The 17750-nt window shown below is 39.2% G+C and carries 17 protein-coding genes; 2 read left to right on the forward strand and 15 right to left on the reverse strand.

Translation table 11 applies throughout. The annotated features are described in order from the left end of the window. Nucleotides 1-158 precede the first annotated feature (158 nt). On the forward strand, nt 159-341 hold the full coding sequence (locus tag D0T56_RS14920) for a hypothetical protein (RefSeq protein ID WP_163320967.1): 183 nt from the start codon (nt 159-161) through the stop codon (nt 339-341). Here D0T56_RS14920 and D0T56_RS14925 read toward each other — a convergent pair whose 3' ends face one another. The 4 genes from D0T56_RS14925 to D0T56_RS14940 form a co-directional block, all read right to left on the reverse strand. After that, entirely contained in the window at nt 342-488 is a 147-nt protein-coding gene (locus D0T56_RS14925) for a hypothetical protein (RefSeq protein ID WP_163320966.1), read from the reverse strand. 70 nt (nt 489-558) lie between these two features. Continuing rightward, nucleotides 559-1530, reverse strand: coding sequence for a hypothetical protein (locus D0T56_RS14930; protein WP_163320968.1), 972 nt, complete (start codon nt 1528-1530; stop codon nt 559-561). A gap of 3 nt (nt 1531-1533) precedes the next feature. After that, the gene (locus tag D0T56_RS14935; RefSeq protein ID WP_163320969.1) at nt 1534-3123 is read right to left on the reverse strand and encodes a phage terminase large subunit; all 1590 of its coding nucleotides are present in this window, start codon (nt 3121-3123) and stop codon (nt 1534-1536) included. Continuing rightward, entirely contained in the window at nt 3123-3557 is a 435-nt protein-coding gene (locus D0T56_RS14940) for a DUF5675 family protein (protein WP_163320970.1), read from the reverse strand. Before D0T56_RS14940 ends, D0T56_RS14935 begins: the two co-directional genes overlap by 1 nt. A 145-nt stretch (nt 3558-3702) precedes the next feature. Between D0T56_RS14940 and D0T56_RS14945 the strand changes: the two genes are divergently transcribed. Further along, a complete protein-coding gene (locus tag D0T56_RS14945; RefSeq protein ID WP_163320971.1) occupies nt 3703-4104 on the forward strand; it encodes a hypothetical protein in 402 nt (133 codons plus the stop codon). A gap of 17 nt (nt 4105-4121) precedes the next feature. Here the strand turns inward: D0T56_RS14945 and D0T56_RS14950 are convergent, their stop codons facing one another. The 11 genes from D0T56_RS14950 to D0T56_RS15000 form a co-directional block, all read right to left on the reverse strand. Continuing rightward, on the reverse strand, nt 4122-4727 hold the full coding sequence (locus D0T56_RS14950; protein ID WP_163320972.1) for a DUF6549 family protein: 606 nt from the start codon (nt 4725-4727) through the stop codon (nt 4122-4124). After that, nucleotides 4717-4929: a hypothetical protein gene (locus tag D0T56_RS14955; RefSeq protein ID WP_255491193.1), complete on the reverse strand. Its 213-nt coding sequence runs from the start codon at nt 4927-4929 to the stop codon at nt 4717-4719. The genes D0T56_RS14950 and D0T56_RS14955 overlap by 11 nt, the downstream gene beginning before the upstream one ends. A gap of 18 nt (nt 4930-4947) precedes the next feature. After that, nucleotides 4948-5352: an AAA family ATPase gene (locus D0T56_RS14960; RefSeq protein WP_163320973.1), complete on the reverse strand. Its 405-nt coding sequence runs from the start codon at nt 5350-5352 to the stop codon at nt 4948-4950. After that, nucleotides 5340-6407 carry a phosphoesterase gene (locus D0T56_RS14965; protein WP_163320974.1) on the reverse strand — a complete coding sequence of 356 codons (1068 nt, stop codon included), beginning with the start codon at nt 6405-6407 and terminating at the stop codon, nt 5340-5342. Before D0T56_RS14965 ends, D0T56_RS14960 begins: the two co-directional genes overlap by 13 nt. 78 nt (nt 6408-6485) lie before the next feature. Then, entirely contained in the window at nt 6486-7901 is a 1416-nt protein-coding gene (locus tag D0T56_RS14970; RefSeq protein ID WP_255491194.1) for a hypothetical protein, read from the reverse strand. 229 nt (nt 7902-8130) lie between these two features. Further along, nucleotides 8131-10875: a substrate-binding domain-containing protein gene (locus D0T56_RS14975; protein WP_163320975.1), complete on the reverse strand. Its 2745-nt coding sequence runs from the start codon at nt 10873-10875 to the stop codon at nt 8131-8133. A gap of 87 nt (nt 10876-10962) precedes the next feature. Then, nucleotides 10963-11853 (reverse strand): carbohydrate kinase, encoded by an 891-nt coding sequence (locus tag D0T56_RS14980; protein ID WP_163320976.1) that lies wholly within the window; start codon nt 11851-11853, stop codon nt 10963-10965. Nucleotides 11854-11893: 40 nt separating this feature from the next. Next, complete coding sequence (locus tag D0T56_RS14985) at nt 11894-12628, reverse strand: hypothetical protein (protein WP_163320977.1); 735 nt, start codon at nt 12626-12628, stop codon at nt 11894-11896. A 71-nt stretch (nt 12629-12699) separates the two neighbouring features. Next, nucleotides 12700-13878, reverse strand: a complete 1179-nt coding sequence (locus tag D0T56_RS14990; protein WP_163320978.1) for an MFS transporter — start codon at nt 13876-13878, stop codon at nt 12700-12702. 14 nt (nt 13879-13892) lie between these two features. After that, nucleotides 13893-16109, reverse strand: coding sequence for a GH32 C-terminal domain-containing protein (locus tag D0T56_RS14995; protein ID WP_163320979.1), 2217 nt, complete (start codon nt 16107-16109; stop codon nt 13893-13895). Nucleotides 16110-16152: 43 nt separating this feature from the next. After that, nucleotides 16153-17742: a glycoside hydrolase family 32 protein gene (locus D0T56_RS15000; protein ID WP_163320980.1), complete on the reverse strand. Its 1590-nt coding sequence runs from the start codon at nt 17740-17742 to the stop codon at nt 16153-16155. Nucleotides 17743-17750: the final 8 nt, after the last annotated feature.

Consider the following 17750-nt stretch of genomic DNA (forward strand, 5'->3'; position numbering starts at 1 on the left):
CGAAACGACCAATTTTAAGATACACACTCTGGAGAATATAAGTTAGATGTTCACATAGAGCGTGGACATTTATCTTATTAGAGTGTGTGGGCTTTGGTCGGCCATGGATACTTAATTGGATATAATGCTCCGCGCTTTTTGTATAAAAGATATAATAAATGAAAAACAACATGAATCAACAAAACGACCAAGGAGAAGACAAACTAACACAATCTATCCTCGATGAAATGAAAAAAAACGGTTTGCTTGACGAACTGACACAAGATAGTCCATTTCTTGAAATTCAATACTCAAACAAAACCGTGGTTTGTAAGATAGAAGAAAAAGAGGAAGAACAATAATCAGGTAAGCCACGGGTTCTTATACGGATCGTAATCCGTCTGGAATGTGGCAAGCTGCCAGTCCATAACCTCTTTCTTATCTTCGGCCAGTTTACGTGGGATTTTCGGGTTTAGCTTTAATCTGGCTGCATCCGAAAGCCATTTCATGGAATCTTCATAATCTTTTACCCTGACANAATTTCGGAACAAAGATAAATTTAAAAAATAAAATCCTGACTTAAACAAAAGCAATCATAACTTCTTTTTTATCTTCTGCCAATTTACGCGGGATTTTCGGGTTTAGCTTCAGTCTGGCTGCATCCGAAAGCCATTTCATGGAATCTTCATAATCTTTTACCCTGACAACGCTTACGTTGTTGGGGGCAATAAGTTTTGTCAATTCATATACTGCTAACCGTACCATGTGCTTTTTCAAGTTGTAATTCCGGCAATCATTTAAGGAAAGGTTCTTCTCTATTTCCGGAATATCGGCATTTACATCAATCTCCGGATGAAATACTTTTCCGTTGTAAACTACATACTCATGCCCGGACAATTCATATTCGTTATGATTCGAGTCGTAGTTGGCTATTGCACCCCAGTTATCCGAATCAAGGGGGCTGATATTGTTGTCGAAATCATCCAAAGATAGCAAGGTATAAAAATCCCCATCAAAAAGAACTATTTCCCATAACTCATAATCTACTGGCTGCCATTCTTCATATTCAGCCTCCAGCCATCCGTTTACCATCGGTATCCGTATATTATTGAATTTAAAGCCATTTTCGACAAGGCATTTATACAACACCCCATTATAAGAAACAACTTCATCCTTATAATAAGTTTGAAACTGGGAATAATGCGGAACAGTATTTTGGTCTACGTTTATATCGACATGCTCTTCCCAATAATCCGCATCAACAGGAGCTTTAAATCCGCTTATCGGACGGATTACCTCATAGATTTTATCTTCAAAATAGATATGCACTCCAACCGGATAAGTTATGGCACGGTTATATCCGGCGATATATTTCCCCTTGTTCAGTTCCTTTTCGATTTCGTAATTCTCGCTCAAATGTTCAATGATACTCATTTCAGCAGATTCCTCTGCCTGAATAAACCTCTCTTCATTTCCTCGTGTCATTTGTTCGAGTGACTCTTTGGATATCACTCCCAGATAATCGTAATTGTTTAAAAAACGCCTGTACATATTTTAATAGCTAAATCCTTCGTTAATAATTGCAGTGGTTAAAACATATGCATTATTGTCTCCACCATTCTTAAACTTATACCAACTGTCACGCAAATAGTAGCACAACAGGTAATCCAGACAATCCGACAAGTGCCCGTATTTTTCATACTTGACTCCGGTTTTTGGATCAGTTACTTTTTGTTTGTTCTTAGTTCCATCATTGTTTTTAAGCTGGAAGATCAAGTCTTCTGTCAGCTTCCTGCACCGGATATCAATCAGTATCTCCCAGCCATTATAACCGGAAAACAATTCGTTCACAAAATCACACCGGGTTACTTGTGGCGGTTGCTTTTTCATTAATTTCAGTTTTGGCCGAAGAATTCCTCCACCAAGCGTATCCAATATTATCGTATAGTTATTTACTCCGTCTTCATTGGTGGTTGAACGTTGCAAACCTGAAGGGTCTCCAGTTACATCAACTCCGCCTATATGCTTATCCCTATAAAGTTTATTCTTCATCTTACGGGATAGCGCAGGTGTATTGTTTTCCTTGTTCTCCGGTTTACCTAATACCTCTTCCAGTACATAAATCTTTTTATTGTCATAATCAATCTGGGCTGTCAGTATTGACATTTGTGGAGCAACGTTAAAGTCCCAAGCTGTGATAATCGGTTTGGACGGATCGAACCGTTGTTCCTTCAATCCGGTAACCAGATGTTTTGCCCCATCAAACTTATTGTAGATAGCCATGTTGTTTATTTCAACAAAATCCCAGTTGCCATAGAGCAAACGTTCTTTTGTTGCCTGGTCACGGATTTTATTCAGGGCTGCTTCATAGGTTTGCCGAAAAGCGATGTTCGGATTATCAAATACAGAGAACGGAATATATGCTTCTCCTTCCTTAGTAACAATCTTTTCTCCGTTTTCATCCTGTACAAAGCGGCTGCGAACCCAGTTCATCGTTGGGTTGGTTGTCATCAGCATGCGCGAAGTCTTAAACGTCTCGTGTATCCGCCAGCGAAGACGGGAGAACAACACCTCAATAGCCTTTTCAGATATTTCGGATACCTCATCCACAAAAGCAATAGTATATTCCGAAGAACCGAACCTTTCAAAATTAGGGTCACTTGGAATATCCGCCATTTCTTTCATAATGATGACCGAGTCATTCCAGAATGTGAGCGTACCCTCCAGATTATTTGTTTTATAGTTTACGTCTTCCTTCAGCCCCCAGTCTTTCAGAATAGACTTGATTGTATTCCATGTGGATTCCTTCAACGATTTCAATGTCTTACGTGCTATCACCGCACGGATGTTTTCGAAGCGCATACAGCTACTAATCAACCATACACTACCCAGAAAACTCTTACCCCCACCTGCGGAACCTCCGCCCAATATTAATTGCGGCAGATTGAATGTAAGGCACTTTAAGCATTGGGGTTTGTATTGAGGGTTATGATTAATGTCATATCCGATCAAAACCTGTTCTATATGGCCACCACAATGAGGACAATAATCCGGCTGAAGCAATTTCCAGAGTTCATATTGCTTTGCCGAAGGCTTAAAGTCAATTTTAAGGGATTTAGGCGGCTTGAGCTTGTTGGCCGCCATTATACGATCTCTATTGAAATGTCCTTTTTATTTTCAAGCATCTTCATCAAAGCCTCTAATGCATCTTTGGATTGAAGGACTTTTCCTTTGACCGTGTTTTTACCTACGATAATACATCCGGCACTGTCGCGTTCAGTATTTCCGGCATGTATCAATATTCCAAGGAAATGCGGTACATTATGTAACAACGGAAGTATTCTGTTGAATTTTGGGCTTTTTTCCAGTGTTATCTTATAGATGCCTGCCGGAATAGCAGTTTGGGCATATACTTTCCCTTCGCACTTACACGATTGCCATTTGGGAGTGTCAGGACAGATTGCAGGAAGGTCACGGACTTTGTCTTCGATTGTATTACAGAAGAAAACACCATCGATATATAGATCACCAATCGTATAGTTTTCTCCTTTGAATTTTCGCTTGAGAAGTAATTTCATCTTTGATATATATTTGAGTTACATCAAAGAATAGGCAGATGAGGGATACCGATGTTTATTTAAAATATGTATTCTGAAAAGTCTTTTGGTTTTCTCTTCAATTAACAATCCTTTCTTACCTTTGCATGGAATATGAATTATCGGTATGAATAAAATGAAGCATTTGAATAGTTGGATTTCATTTGGTAAGTGGGTTGCGGCAGGATTATTGATTATGGGAATAATTCATGATGTAGCTACATTTACACCTTTGATTCAAGATGTTCTGGAAGGGTTATCTTTGGAAAAATCCGATGTAGTAGTTTGTTTTAGTTTAGGAACCGGAACATCGTTGATTCTGTGCGGTTTATTAATATTCTTTCTATTAAACCGCTTCGAACGATACAGGTTCTTAATCACTCCATTAATGACAATCAGTATTTTCTTATTGATTTTTGGTATTCTGTCATTATACTACATGATACATAATCCATTTGCATGGATTGTGTCAGCTCTGTGTCTTTTGATGTTCGGGATAACCTTAAAATTAAGGTTCATTATAGATTAATAAAATACAAAGAGGAATTACTTCTCCAATTTAATCATTTCCGAATATTTAATCTCCACATACGGATTATCACTGGATATCGTCTGGTGAACAGCTTTAACGCCCCATCTCCACCACAGGAACTTGTGCTTCGGCTCAACCCATACTGCCTGATGTAAATTAACAGGTAAATGGATATTCCCATGTAAACTATCATTTTCGATAATACCATTTATCCGGATATGAGGAGTTTTAACAGCTAAAGTCTTAACTGGGACGATAAGCGTATCCCTGACTATTACCGAATCTTTCAATCCGGCTTGTATCGGAGCATTTACTTCAACCGTATGTTTGGCTACCGCTTGCAGGTCTTTCAACTTTACCCCAAGCTTTTCTATTATTTTTGCGTCCTCAGCCCGATACTGCTTGTATTCATCCAATGTTAGCCGCAGTTGCTTTACATCAACAGCCGTAGTTGTAGAATCCACTTGCATCCGTTTAATATTTGAAAGCAAAGCCGTTGTATTGGATTGGTATTTATCCCTGTCCTCTTTGAATTGTTTACACTGACGTACCAAAACAAAAACAGCCGCACCTGATAAAAGCACGGCTACAAGAAGTATGCTAATTAGTTTATTTTTCATATTGAATCGATTGTGCGGGTATAAACCAGATGCTTTCACCTAAATATTCTTCATCCAGCATTATCATATACCCTTTGTTCTTACGTCCGTTAAATGCCAGGTCTTCCACAATAAGCCCTGTTTGCCCCGCCAGTGGAGATAGTTGTATTTCTTTCAGTTCTTTTGAAGGTATAATCAATACCTTGTCGTTACCTTTCATCATAGCATCCTGTTTTTGATGTTATTTTACCTTGTCAAACAATAATTCAAATTCTTCTTTCCGTCTTCTTTCAAGTGTCAGTCCGTGGATCACATAACAGGCAATTTCTGCCGGGGATTTGCGGAACAGTTTCCGTTCGATGATAAATGTTTCGTTGTTACAGTCGCTTTTGAACTGCAATTCGATCATACACTCATCTGAATTATCATTGATAATCTCTTCGTTCTTGATTTTTCTGAGTGGGCTTCCGGTTATACCGATGGCGATACATTCGATCAGTGCCGATTTGCCGGAACCGTTGCTTTGTTGGCTTTCGTTATCCCGGTTGTTACCGAATACCAGTGTGGTTACCCCTTGTGTTAATGTATAGTGCAGTTCCCTGAACGCACAAATGTTCTGGGCATATATTTCCGTTAATTTCCACATGTGTTCTCTATTTTTGAAAGGTAAGACAATCCCAATTCGATGTTTTCAATATTCTTTTCCTTACAGAACTCTTCGTAGTTCTCCATGATCTTGCGGTTGTCGAATTTCTCGAACAGGCTCGAAGGTAGGGTGTCCATTATTTCGGGATCGGTAGTTATAATCTCCACCTTTCCCGCGCCTGCACTCAGCAGTTTACTCTTGTCAACGGTTGATGCCTTGGCTGCAGATGAATGGACACGAACCCTTACCCGGTAACGGCCTTCGGCTTTTATTTCTTCCAGTTCATCACACAACTGGTCTCCGGCTTTATCTACCGGAACATCAATAGTCTTAAAACGGGTGTTTACCTTGTTTTTTATAAATTCATATTTGCCGTCATTGTGGATAATCGTATATCCTTTTTCTTCATCTTCCCCGAAATTATGCTGGCGGGATGAGCCGATATATTCGATGTTGGTTCCTTTTACAATGATCCGGTCGTGATAGTGTCCTACAAAAACACGGTCAAAATCCTTAAAGATATTTGCTGGCAGTTCATGATCGCTTGAATGGGCAAGTGCACCGTTGATACCTTCGTGAATGTAGAGGTAGTTGATTTTTTCTTCATTGAGTCCTCCCGTCACTAAAGCACCGAGCTTTTCCGTAAAACTTCCGTTTTCGGGAAAGTAAGCAACCATATGCAGGGAAAATTTCCATCCGGGCTCTTCGATTGTCAGGAAATCATCGACAACGGTAACATTGGAATGGGGGTTATATACATGGCAGTAGCCCCTGATAGACTCTTGGTCAACCTTATCGTGGTTGCCGTTGACAAGTATAATATTGATACCGTTCTTTTCTGCTGACAATAATGCATCGTGTACGGCAAGCAACACATCCAGTGTCTGTGCCGCGCGTGATAGAAAGAGATCGCCACCCAAAGCAATAAGTGTAATACTAAACTGTTCACAGACCGATAAAGCCTCGTTCCAGTTGGCTGTAAATTCAGGGATATTATCTTTTGAAATATGTATGTCGTTTAACATCAGGACACACGGATAGCTGTTCTTAGACATATTTGTATAAGATTTCAAAGGAAACATACCCGTTTAAGGGCATGTTCCTTCTTGGTCATTAAATCGGTTGATTGTTTATTATCTCCTTGTGCGGTTGCGTCCTGTGTTTTCGCTCTGCTCCTGCTCTTGTTCTTCCTCCTCACAGGAATGATCTTCTTCTGCAGAAGCACCAGAACCTTTTTCAATAGCTTCTTCGATTAGATCGATCAGGTCGGTATTTTTGGTAGAACGGCTTACATGGATAGGAAGTTTTTCTTGTTCAATGTAGGAGCGGATCAATGCGCGTAATTCCTGCCCTTCTTCGGTCTTGTCTCCAAGTCCTTTTTCCTGAAGGTCATCAAAACGATTGAACAGGTCATCGGCAGATATGCCACCATTTTCTGCATTTTCTTTGGAATCTTTGGTACGCTTGTCGAAACTGAAAGAACCGGTATCGTCTTTGGGGAGTTCCGAACGGAGTTGTTCGATTGCTTCTTTCATTTCTTCGGTTTCCATAATGCTTAAGCCGTATTTGCTGTCGCACTGTTTCAGGAATTCGATGGTTGCTTCGAACTGATAACGGGAATAACGGTAGATGATTTCCGGAATACGAGGTGCTGCCATCAAGCCGTTTAATTCATCAATGCTGAGTGCATCGTTATCCGATTCGTTGTCGATGGTAGCGATGTATTCGGTTTTTGCTCCGTTTTTCTTTTTCTCAATCTCTACCGGATAAGCATTGTATACCGAAGAGATCGGACACGGATAGTTCGGGTTCTTAACCAGTTTCTTTTGCCAGAGATTGAACTTACGCTCATCCAAATCCTTGAACTGGGAATGGCTCAAAGTCAATAGTTGCAGTCCTTTTGCCCTTTCGTTCATGTCATAGATATAAAGCGCATGCCCGTAATTATATTTCAGGCCGCCTCCGAATGAACCACCGCCAATCTTCTCTGCCAGCTTTTCGTCTCCCAACTCGTTGGCAGCGTCTACGGCTGCTTTGCGGTAGGTGTCGATCATGTCAAGGGAATATCTGGCATCTGTTGCACGGGGCACAGTTACATACATAAAGGATTGTTTTCCTCCGGTTGCAGGTTTTTCCAGTTCCATTAACATTTGATGGACAGGGTACTCGTAACTTTTCCGGTCTATCGTTCCATCCTGGTTGGGAGCGATAGGTAGAATACGCAGGCGATATAACCCAAACTTATCCATACGGAAGAACTCGGTCTTTGCAAACGAGCGGTTCTCTCCCAATGCCCGTTGCTGGGCTTCCGAATAGGATTCCTGTACACCTAAGAACAGGTTTTCCACAGACATGGCTGCCATGTCTTTCCCTTCTAAATTCTCATTGTCTTGCATAAAATAATGATGCGAATGGTTATAAATGCCGAGGTAAACTAAATGCAACGACAACAGGGTTCGGATTCCTCCTGCGGTCTTCAGTTTATTCGAATCTGGGGAGTAAAAAGCAAGGATATTTTCTATCCCCGCCTTATCTTTCACTCGCGTCATGCCTCGTAGATACTGAGGCTCAATTGGAAAAATTGGATGTCTTCAACTTTTTCAACCGCACAAATATAATTGCATTTTTAGTATTTTTGCAAGTGTTTGAGAATTAGTTTTTTATCAACTATTTGAAGTGGTTGGAGGATAAGACGTTCTTGATGGTTTTTAAGAATAAATTCAGCTTACCATTGAATCAAAAGTAAAAGGTTTTCACCTCTTCATTTTTTATTCTTCGTCAAAGCTGCTCGATGTATTCGGTAGGACTTTCACCATAAATATCTTTAAAACATTTAGCAAAATAAGATGGAGAAGAGAATCCTGTTTCGTACGCTACTTCGGATATCGACTTAACTTTGCTGTTCAGTAATTGTTTTGCATATCTAAGCCTCACTATTCTGATCAATTCGTTAGGAGAATAGTTTGTTAACGATTTTATCTTTCGGTAGAGTTGTGAACGGGATAGTTTCAGGTGATCTGCCAATTCGTCTACACTCAATTCCGGGTTGGAAATATATTCTTCAACATAAGCCTGAAAGTCATTGATAAAGTTTTGTTCCATCTCTCCCAACGATTCTTTCTTTGTTTCATTAATCAAGCTGTTGCCAAAGGCCTCTATCATTTTCTGACGGTTCTCTATCAATTTACGCACCCTGATTTTCAGCAGATGTGCATTAAACGGCTTAGGTATATAAGCGTCTGCACCACTTTCAAAGCCTATTGATTTTTGCTCGTCAAGCGAACAGGCTGTCAACAAAATAATGGGTATATGATTGGTCGACACATTCTCTTTTAGCAGACTGCACAGTTCAAAACCATCTTTTTCGGGCATCATTACATCGCTGATAATAATATCGGGGACAAATTTTTTTGCTTTGTCAAGCCCATCGGCTCCATTATCTGCTGTTATGATATTATATTCTCTGTTGAGTATGTGTTGTATAAATTTACGCATATCATAATTATCCTCGACAATCAACACCATTGGCTTATCCTCATTTTCAAAGGTCGATAATTGTAACTCCGGTTCAGCCTCGTTTGTCTCTAACTCAAGCCTGGATTCCGTATACCCTGAGGCATATGAACCGGACATCATCAGGTTGTTCAAAACAAGTGGGAACAAGACACAAAATGTAGTTCCAGCATCTTCGTCGCTCCATACATCAATTTTGCCTTTATGCGCCTCTACAAGTGTAGCAGTCAGCGAAAGACCTATACCTGTACCCTCACCACCCTGATCTACCTTGTAAAAACGATCGAAAACATTGCCCAATATTTCAGGTGGTATGTATGATCCGCTATTAAAGACCGACAACTGAGCATAATCTCCATCTTCCAATATTTTCTTTTTTAACCCGACTTTGACCTCTCCTGATACGTTTACGAACTTTAATGCATTTGATATGAGATTAAAGTACATTTTTTCCACTTTTTCTTTATCAAAAATCATATCGAATGAGGCATTATCTGTCTCAAAACTAAAGTTCACCCGCTTACGCTTAACCCAATCGCTAAACAAAGGATTTAAATCTTCTATAAATTCTTTCAGGTTCCCTTCCGAAAAATTCATTTTCATTTTGCCATTTTCATAGCTCCTGAACTCTATAATTTCAGAGATGAGATATAATAGACGGTTACTGTTTTTTTTAATCAAAGCAAGTAACTCGTGCTGCTCTTTTGTCAGATGATTATCCGTAAGCAAAGATTCTACAGGCCCCAGAATCAGAGACAGTGGCGTTTTGAACTCATGCGAAATATTAGTAAAAAAGACTAATTTGGCATGCGTAGCGTCTTCCAGCTGTTTCGATATAGACAGCAATTGCTCTTTCTGCTCCCTGAGTTCTTCTGCCTGACGCTTTATTTCTTCGTTTTGGTGTGAAAGCAGCAGGTTGGCTTTACTTTTGGCACGATATGCTTTAAATGAAACGAGCAAAAGAAATGTAATAAGGACAATTGCTATGATAGAAATATAAAATAAAGTTTTCTGATTGGTATACCTTACCAGACTATCGTCTAATGAAGAATTTATAGAATCTACCTTCGACTGCTGTTCAGCTATTTGTTCGGTCTGTAATTGTAATACCCGCACATTGCTTTTATCTATAACGGTAGTGTATAATGTGTTTTCTCTCTGAAATGGTTTGTCTTTTAATATTTTCATTGCCAGATCAATAACCTTATCTCCTCCTGTAGGATAAATGAAAGATGCATCTTGAATATCATTCTGTATATTCTGTATCCCTCCTCCCTCTCCGGGCAAAGCATCAACACCAATAATAAAGGGAGTCTTTCCTGTATACTTTCTGGATGCTTCATATACGCCTGCTGCCATCGGGTCGTTCATTGCAAACACAAGGTCTATATGATCGTATTCACTCAATATATTGCTCATCTGATTTTTTGCATCCTCTTTCAGGAAATTACCACGAGCCTCAGCTATAATATGTACATCAGGATAATTCTTTAGCCCATCGATAAATCCGGCATGGCGCTCGGCATCGGAGGTCGAACCATTCCATCCTCTTATTTCAACAATATTTCCTCTTCCATTGAGTATACCCACGGCATAAAGCCCGACTTCTTTACCTATCTGATAATTATCGGCACCCACATAGGCTGTATAATCTTCTGTATCTATTTTTCGATCAACTAAAATGACAGGGATACCGCTTTTATATGCTTTCTGTATCACCGGAGTAAGGGCTTTCGACTCATTTGGCGATATAATTAGAAGGTCTACGTTTTGTTCTATTAACCATTCGATATCTTTTATCTGTTTTGGTGTGTCGTCTTTCACGCTCCTGATAATGATATTCGCATCCTTATGAAATCCGATTTCACGCTGCATCTCATTATTCATCGTTTCACGCCACAGATCGTCGCTACACTGCGATACACCTATGATGTAACGTGCTTTCTTATCTTGTTTACACGACAAGAAGATAAATAAAGGGATAAAACAGAGTATGATTCTAATTTTCATGGTATCAGGTTTAGGACAAGGTAACAAAAGTACAAAAGCACTATCATATTAATATGTAATAGTGCTTTTTTAACAGTGTATGAAGAATTAACCTCTATTGTGGAACAGATCTAAATAAGCATCGGCTAGTTTCGGCATTGCTCCATGTTGTAAACAGACGTAGGCTGACACCTCCACTGCTAATTGATGAGCATCTTCTATCCGTTCGCCATGCAAATAAGCCGCAACAAAAGCTGCTGTAAAAGAATCCCCTGCACCAACGGTATCTGCAACATGTACCTTTGGCGTAGGCTGATATGATGTCAGGCTGGGAGTAAATACAAAACTTCCGTCAGTACCTTTAGTCAGAATCAGAATATCAAGGTTATATTCTTCAAGAAGCCTTTTACAAACCCTCTGCTCATTATCGTCCCATCCGAAAAGGTCAGCTATCTTCAGAACTTCCTCGTCATTAATCTTCATCATATTGGCCATCTGCAATGATTCATCTATGATTTCTTTAGTATAATAATTCAATCGCAGATTTATATCGAATATTTTGAGGCTGTCTTTGGGCATTACAGCTAAAAATTTACGAATGGTTTCGCGCGAGACATCACTCCGTTGAGCCAATGAACCGAAACAAACCGTTTGTGTGCTTTTTGCAAGATTCTCGGTTCGCGCAGTAAATGGAATATTGTCCCAAGCCACATTCTCGCAAATTTCATATTGAGGAACCCCCGACTTGTTAAGCGTAACTTCTACGGTGCCTGTCGGATAATCGGTTGTTTCGATCAAGTAATTCAATTTTTTGTTCTCCAAACTCGATAAAATTTCCTTTCCCAAAAGGTCTTCACCAATAGCACTTACTGCATATCCGTTGAATCCGAATTGCGAAATATGATATGCAAAGTTTGCCGGTGCCCCTCCCAAAACTTTTCTGTCGGGAAACACATCCCACAATATTTCACCCAATCCGACTATTACATTGTTTTTCATGCTGTTATTTTATGAGGTTAATCTGTATTTAGAAAAAAATTCAATGTGTTTTCACCGATTTTGAAACTGTTGCAGCTCCTAATGAATCAATTTTTTTAAGAATATAAATTCCTTTTGGCAAAGATGTATCGTAGACAGATGCATTGTCTTTCAAAACTTCTAATAAATGACCGTTAAGAGAATAGATTTGTGTTGAAACAATATCAGTGTTCACCACGTCGTCAGCAATAGAAGTTGTGATTGTGCTGGAAGCAACCAACTCATCCCACCACATACGGTTGGCATCATCAATTCCGGTGTCGATCGGAGATGCGTTTGTATCCACAAAATGAGGAGCAACAAGCAAGGTAGTAATTTTTTCTAAAGAAGCAGGAATTTGAAACTCCAACTTTTGCCAATTTCCGGCCGAAGTATACTCTTGAGTAACAAATTCTGTCACACTATTTTCACTGTCTTGCAGCTCCAACCGCACAGTTCCGTTAATTTTCTTATAAATCAGTACGGAAATACTTTTATAAGTTGAGGTACTTATATTCAAATCACTTATTCCGCCACCTGTAAAATCAGAGTCACCATTATTTATCCAAACAGTGATAGCCTTATCCGTTTGGTTAACATCGTCTTTCGATGGGTTGTCCCAATAATCAATGCCTCCGGCAGACCCGGCTGTCCACCAGTTCAATCCTGTGGTTTCTCCATCACTAATTACCTGAGTTTGAGATATAACAGTAAGTGTTCCTACTAAAAGGAATGAAAGTAAAAATGAAATTTTCATAATTTTTGTGTTTTATTTGTTTAATATTTAATATGTTAAGTTTGAAATTCAAACTTCTGATTAACGTTTGTCTAATTTTCTATCATAGTTTTGCGTTCTTCTTTAATTTTCATTGATAAGAATAGTAAATAGAAGACTCCTATGCTCATCACTATTAATGCCCCTATTTGAGAACCATCAAGAAACTTTGTAGCTTGCCCCATAAAGAATGGGAAAATAGTTCCTCCGAATAGTCCCATAATCATCAATCCCGATATCTCATTCTTTTTGTCCGGCATAAACAACATGGCTCTGGAAAGAATAACAGAGAAAACATTAGAGTTTCCAAAACCAATAAGCCCGATACATAAACATAAAATAAGTTCTCCTTCTAAGAAATATAAGCCAACCATTCCTAAAGCCATAAGGACAACACTTAAAGCAAAGAATTTTTTTGCCGAAAAACGGGCTAATATAAATGCTCCTAAAAAGCAGCCTGCCGTACGAAAAGCAAAATAGACACTCGTGGCATAGTTAGCATCGTTCAGTTCGGTCAACCCTAAACGTTCCATCAGTATGCGAGGCGCTGTTACATTGGTGCCGACATCAATCCCCACATGACACATAATTCCCAGAAAGGAGAGTAAAATGAAGCCATTACCCAAAAGTTTGAAACACTGAGTGAAGCCAACTCCTTTTTCATTTTGCTTTTCTTCTTCGATATGAATCATACTAAGCCAGATCGTGGAAATAATCGAAATGGTCAGAAACAGAGGATATATCATTCGCCAATCATCAAACATCAGTGCTGCCCGTGTTGCTATAAGAGGTGCACTAAATGATGCTATTGCTTTTATGAACTGCCCAAAAGTCAGTGAACTGGCCAGTTTGTCTCCTTTTACAATATTAGACAAAAGAGGATTGATCGATACTTGCATCAGTGTATTACCAATTCCCAAGAGAGAAAAGGTTATGATAAGCGATGTTTTGTCGTACCACAGAAAGGGGATAAGCATCGACACCGCCGTCACTATCAAACTGATAACGACTGTTTTTCTTTGTCCTATACGCGACATTAACATACCCGTAGGAACGGAAAATATTAAAAACCAGAAGAAGACCATTGACGGGAATATATTGGCCGTTGCGTCATCCAAACCTAAATCTTTCTGTGCGTAGTTGGTTGCAGTGCCCACCATATCTACAAATCCCATACAGAAGAAGGCTAGCATCACAGGCAATAGCCCTATATATATACTTTTTTGTTTCATTTCAAGTTATTTTATTATTTCAAATTATAGATATTTATATCCTCTACCTCTATCAATCCTCCATCGGTTGCGAATGTCAACGAATTGTATGGCTCGGAAGGAAAAACAAGATTTGTTTGCACCAATTCTCCATCATTGACAAATAGTTCGGTAGAGGCTTTATCTACAAACAGCCTTATTTTATAAGAATCTTTAGTTACCAACGGAGCATTTATAAGAGCCGGAGCAAAATTGTCTGAGAAATCGATCAGGCCGCTTTTCGTTCTATCCACCGAAAGTGTGTTCTTTTTCAGGTCGAATATGAAACGAATGTTTTCTCCTTTAATGTTCACTAATTTAAATTCGAAATTGTTTGCCCCTTTTGGTTTCACTGAGAATTCAATTTCATAAGCTCCCTGATTGTCTTTCAATAACTTTTCAATAGTATATGTTTTATCTACTTGTTTGTTCTCAATTTTTTCTGCATTTCTTCTCAGGTCTGCTACTTCTGCAACAGGAGGATTAGCCACTACCAAATGTTTACCGTTGTGTACCAGTTTTAATTCGCGTACCAATGTATTTGCACTCGAAAAATTCAGTGGAGGTACCGAATTTGCATAATCCCAGTTGTTCATCCATCCTATAAACAGATGGCGTCCGTCTTTTGCCGGAACATTGTTCCATGTTACGCCTGCATAGTTGTCACGTCCATAATCGAGCCATAACGGATAGTCGAAATTGTCGGCCTTAAATGTTTTTCCATCGAAGTTTCCAATGAAATATTGTGTAGCGCTGCCTCCATTAGGACCTCCGGGATTGATGCTTACAAATAACACCCATTTAGTTTGTCCGTTATAAGTAAAAGGCATCAGATCGGGGCATTCCCATACTCCGGCATGCGATCCTATACCTTCACCAAATTCGCTTAACTTAGTCCATTCTTTGAGATTTTTTGATCCATAAAATGTAATAGTTTGCGATGTGGCTAAAGACATCACCCATTGTCCTGAAGTATCGTGCCAGAAAACTTTCGGATCGCGGAAATCTGCAATATCAGGATCTGCCAACACCGGATTATGCTCATATTTAGTGAATGTACGCCCCTTGTCTGTGCTATATGCAATAGATTGTGTCTGGGTTTTTCCTGCCGAAGTGTATATAGCTATCATTGCATCTTTACCGAAGCCTGCTGTATTATTCTTATCGATAACAGCACTACCCGAGAAAATTGAGCCTAGCGAATCGGGAGCTAAAGCAACAGGAAGATATTCCCATTTTTTAAGGTCTTTACTTACACTATGCCCCCAGTGCATATTCGACCACTTCGATCCGTATGGGTTATATTGAAAAAACAAATGATATTCGCCATCGAAATAAACCATCCCATTAGGGTCATTCATCCATCCATACAATGGAGTATGATGATATGACGGACGATATGTTTCATCATAATTAAAATTGAAAGAATCGGATTGCTTAATATCACCTAAATGCTTATCTGTCTTTTTTGCATGAGCAAAAGTCAGTGTCACTTTTTTTCCTTTATATTCCTCTATATCGATAGGAACCCAATAACCGACCTTTTCGGTCTGAGCAACCCTTATATACATTGGAACTCCTACTGTTTCACCGTTTACATCAAGTGTTATAACAGATTCGGGACTATCGTCGTCAATAGGGATAAGAATATATTTCTTGTCGGCATCGAAGACTAATTTATGATCAACCATAAATACACTTTTTTCTGTATTACTCTGTTCTATTTGATCTACCAATATATGTCCCCATCCTCCACGTTGATTATCGACAATGCGAATGATCGCTTTTTGCCCGCTATATTCCTTCACATCCCATGTCATCCATTGCAATGTTTCGGTTTCCACAACAGAGCGTGATTTGTAAATGCTTTTATTATCTATAACCAATTCGATATAGGTATCCTGATTCATTCCACCACCTAACAGGAAGTTGATATAATCGCGTTCGATGGTGAACTCCTGCGAAATAAGAGTTCCGCGAGAGTCATCTCCTCCGTTAAAGCTATTGGCAAGATGTTTTCCTTCAAAACCTTCTACATTCTGTTGTCCTGAATAACTTCCTGTAGCAGGTGTTGCACCAAAAGCATCGCCTTCGACTGTCCACTTATCATAAGTTCCTGATTCAAAATCGTCTATAATAATATCCGGTTTTGTAGCACAACCAATAAGAATAAGGGTCAAAAAGGCACTATATATTTTTAATTTATTATTCATCTATATTTCATTTTGAAAGGTTTTACTTCAAACTCATATCCAATTAATAATAACTGACTTTAAGATTGCTCACTTCTACAGTTCCCGAATAACTGTTTATAGACCATGAGTTCTTCTGTATACCATAGATGCGGTTTGTATAGGCGACATTATCATTGATATATACTACACAAACTGAATTATCGGTACAAATAGTCACATTATACACATTATCGACTGGAGTATCGAACAGATACCCGTCTATTCCGGCAATGAAACCTTTTCCTTCTTCGCCTTCCTCTTCAAAATTTATTTTTCTTTTATTGTTATTGTCCTCCGGATTCACAACAATTGTGTAGTACTTCTTAGAGTCTGTACCTCGGACAAAAGAAAAACCAAACTTATCTGCATTGCTTGTGGTTTTCACTGTAAATGAAATCTTATTATGCACATTCAAACGGTTGAATAACACGTACGAATCGTCAGTCAATGTATAATTGCCATTGCTCATTGATGCACCATTATTCTTTTCCATTACTTTCGCAACAGATTCAACATTATATTTTTGGCTAATGCCTTCTACAAGTCCAAATGATAATGTGCCATCTTCATGTTGAATAATTTTATGGGCAACTAAATTTCCTGACCATTCCGGTTCATTATCGGCACCAACATCCGTATTATCATTGCCCGGACGCGTAGGACACCATCCCCAGATATAACGGTTTGTTCCGTCTGAAGCTGTTTTTCCTGCATAGAAGGCACGAGAATCTAAAACGCCTTCTTTGCTATCGGGGAACGTAAGCGGATCGGTAGATTTTCTCAACTCGTCCAATGTGCGCCCTTTAAAATATTGAACCTTACGAGACCATTTAGACATATCTGAATAAACGAGATACCACCAGTCGCCCATCTTAAACACATCCGGGCACTCATAGAAACGATCCCAGTGCATAGGCATAAATACGCCTGCATGGCTCCATGCCTTCATGTCTGTAGATGTGTACTCAGCCAATACGCCTCTTCCATCTTTGGTGGTGGACACAATCATGTGGTATTTACCGTCTTCACCTTCAAACACAAACGGGTCGCGAAAATCATTCTTGCTGTAACCGTCGGTATCACCCTTTAAATAGAAATTACGGTCTTTAGTCCAAGTCGTAAAGTCACTAGAGGTTGCTACCATTACAACCTGACCGTTTTCTGAAGATGTAGGCCTGTATTTATTACCTGTATAGAAAGTATAATATAATTTATCCGCAGGATTATAGATAGTGCAACCTGTGCCAATCGCAGCATCCTGCTCAGCCAGTCCACCACAAGAAATCAATTCTCCTAAAGAAGTGTAGCTGCCTGCATCTTTAGTGCTTAATGCCCAGATCGGGTGGTAAGTCCCTGCCTGATTGGGGCGGAATTCTTGTAAATACATTATCTTAAAATCCTTCGCAACAGGATCATAGAAAGGCATGGGGTCTCCTACATAACCCACATAAGGCTTATAATAGGTATCAAAACTTTTTGTATCTGCAGATTCAAAATAGGTCGCTGTTCCGTCCCAGTCTTTTTGAGTCAGTACCGGATCATTATCGTCACTGCAACCTACAAAAGAAGTCAGCAGTGCAGTTAATGCGAGTGAATATATCATTGTTTTCATAAATTACG

It is taken from the genome of Dysgonomonas sp. 520 (assembly GCF_010501095.1).
GTDB lineage: Bacteria > Bacteroidota > Bacteroidia > Bacteroidales > Dysgonomonadaceae > QVMP01.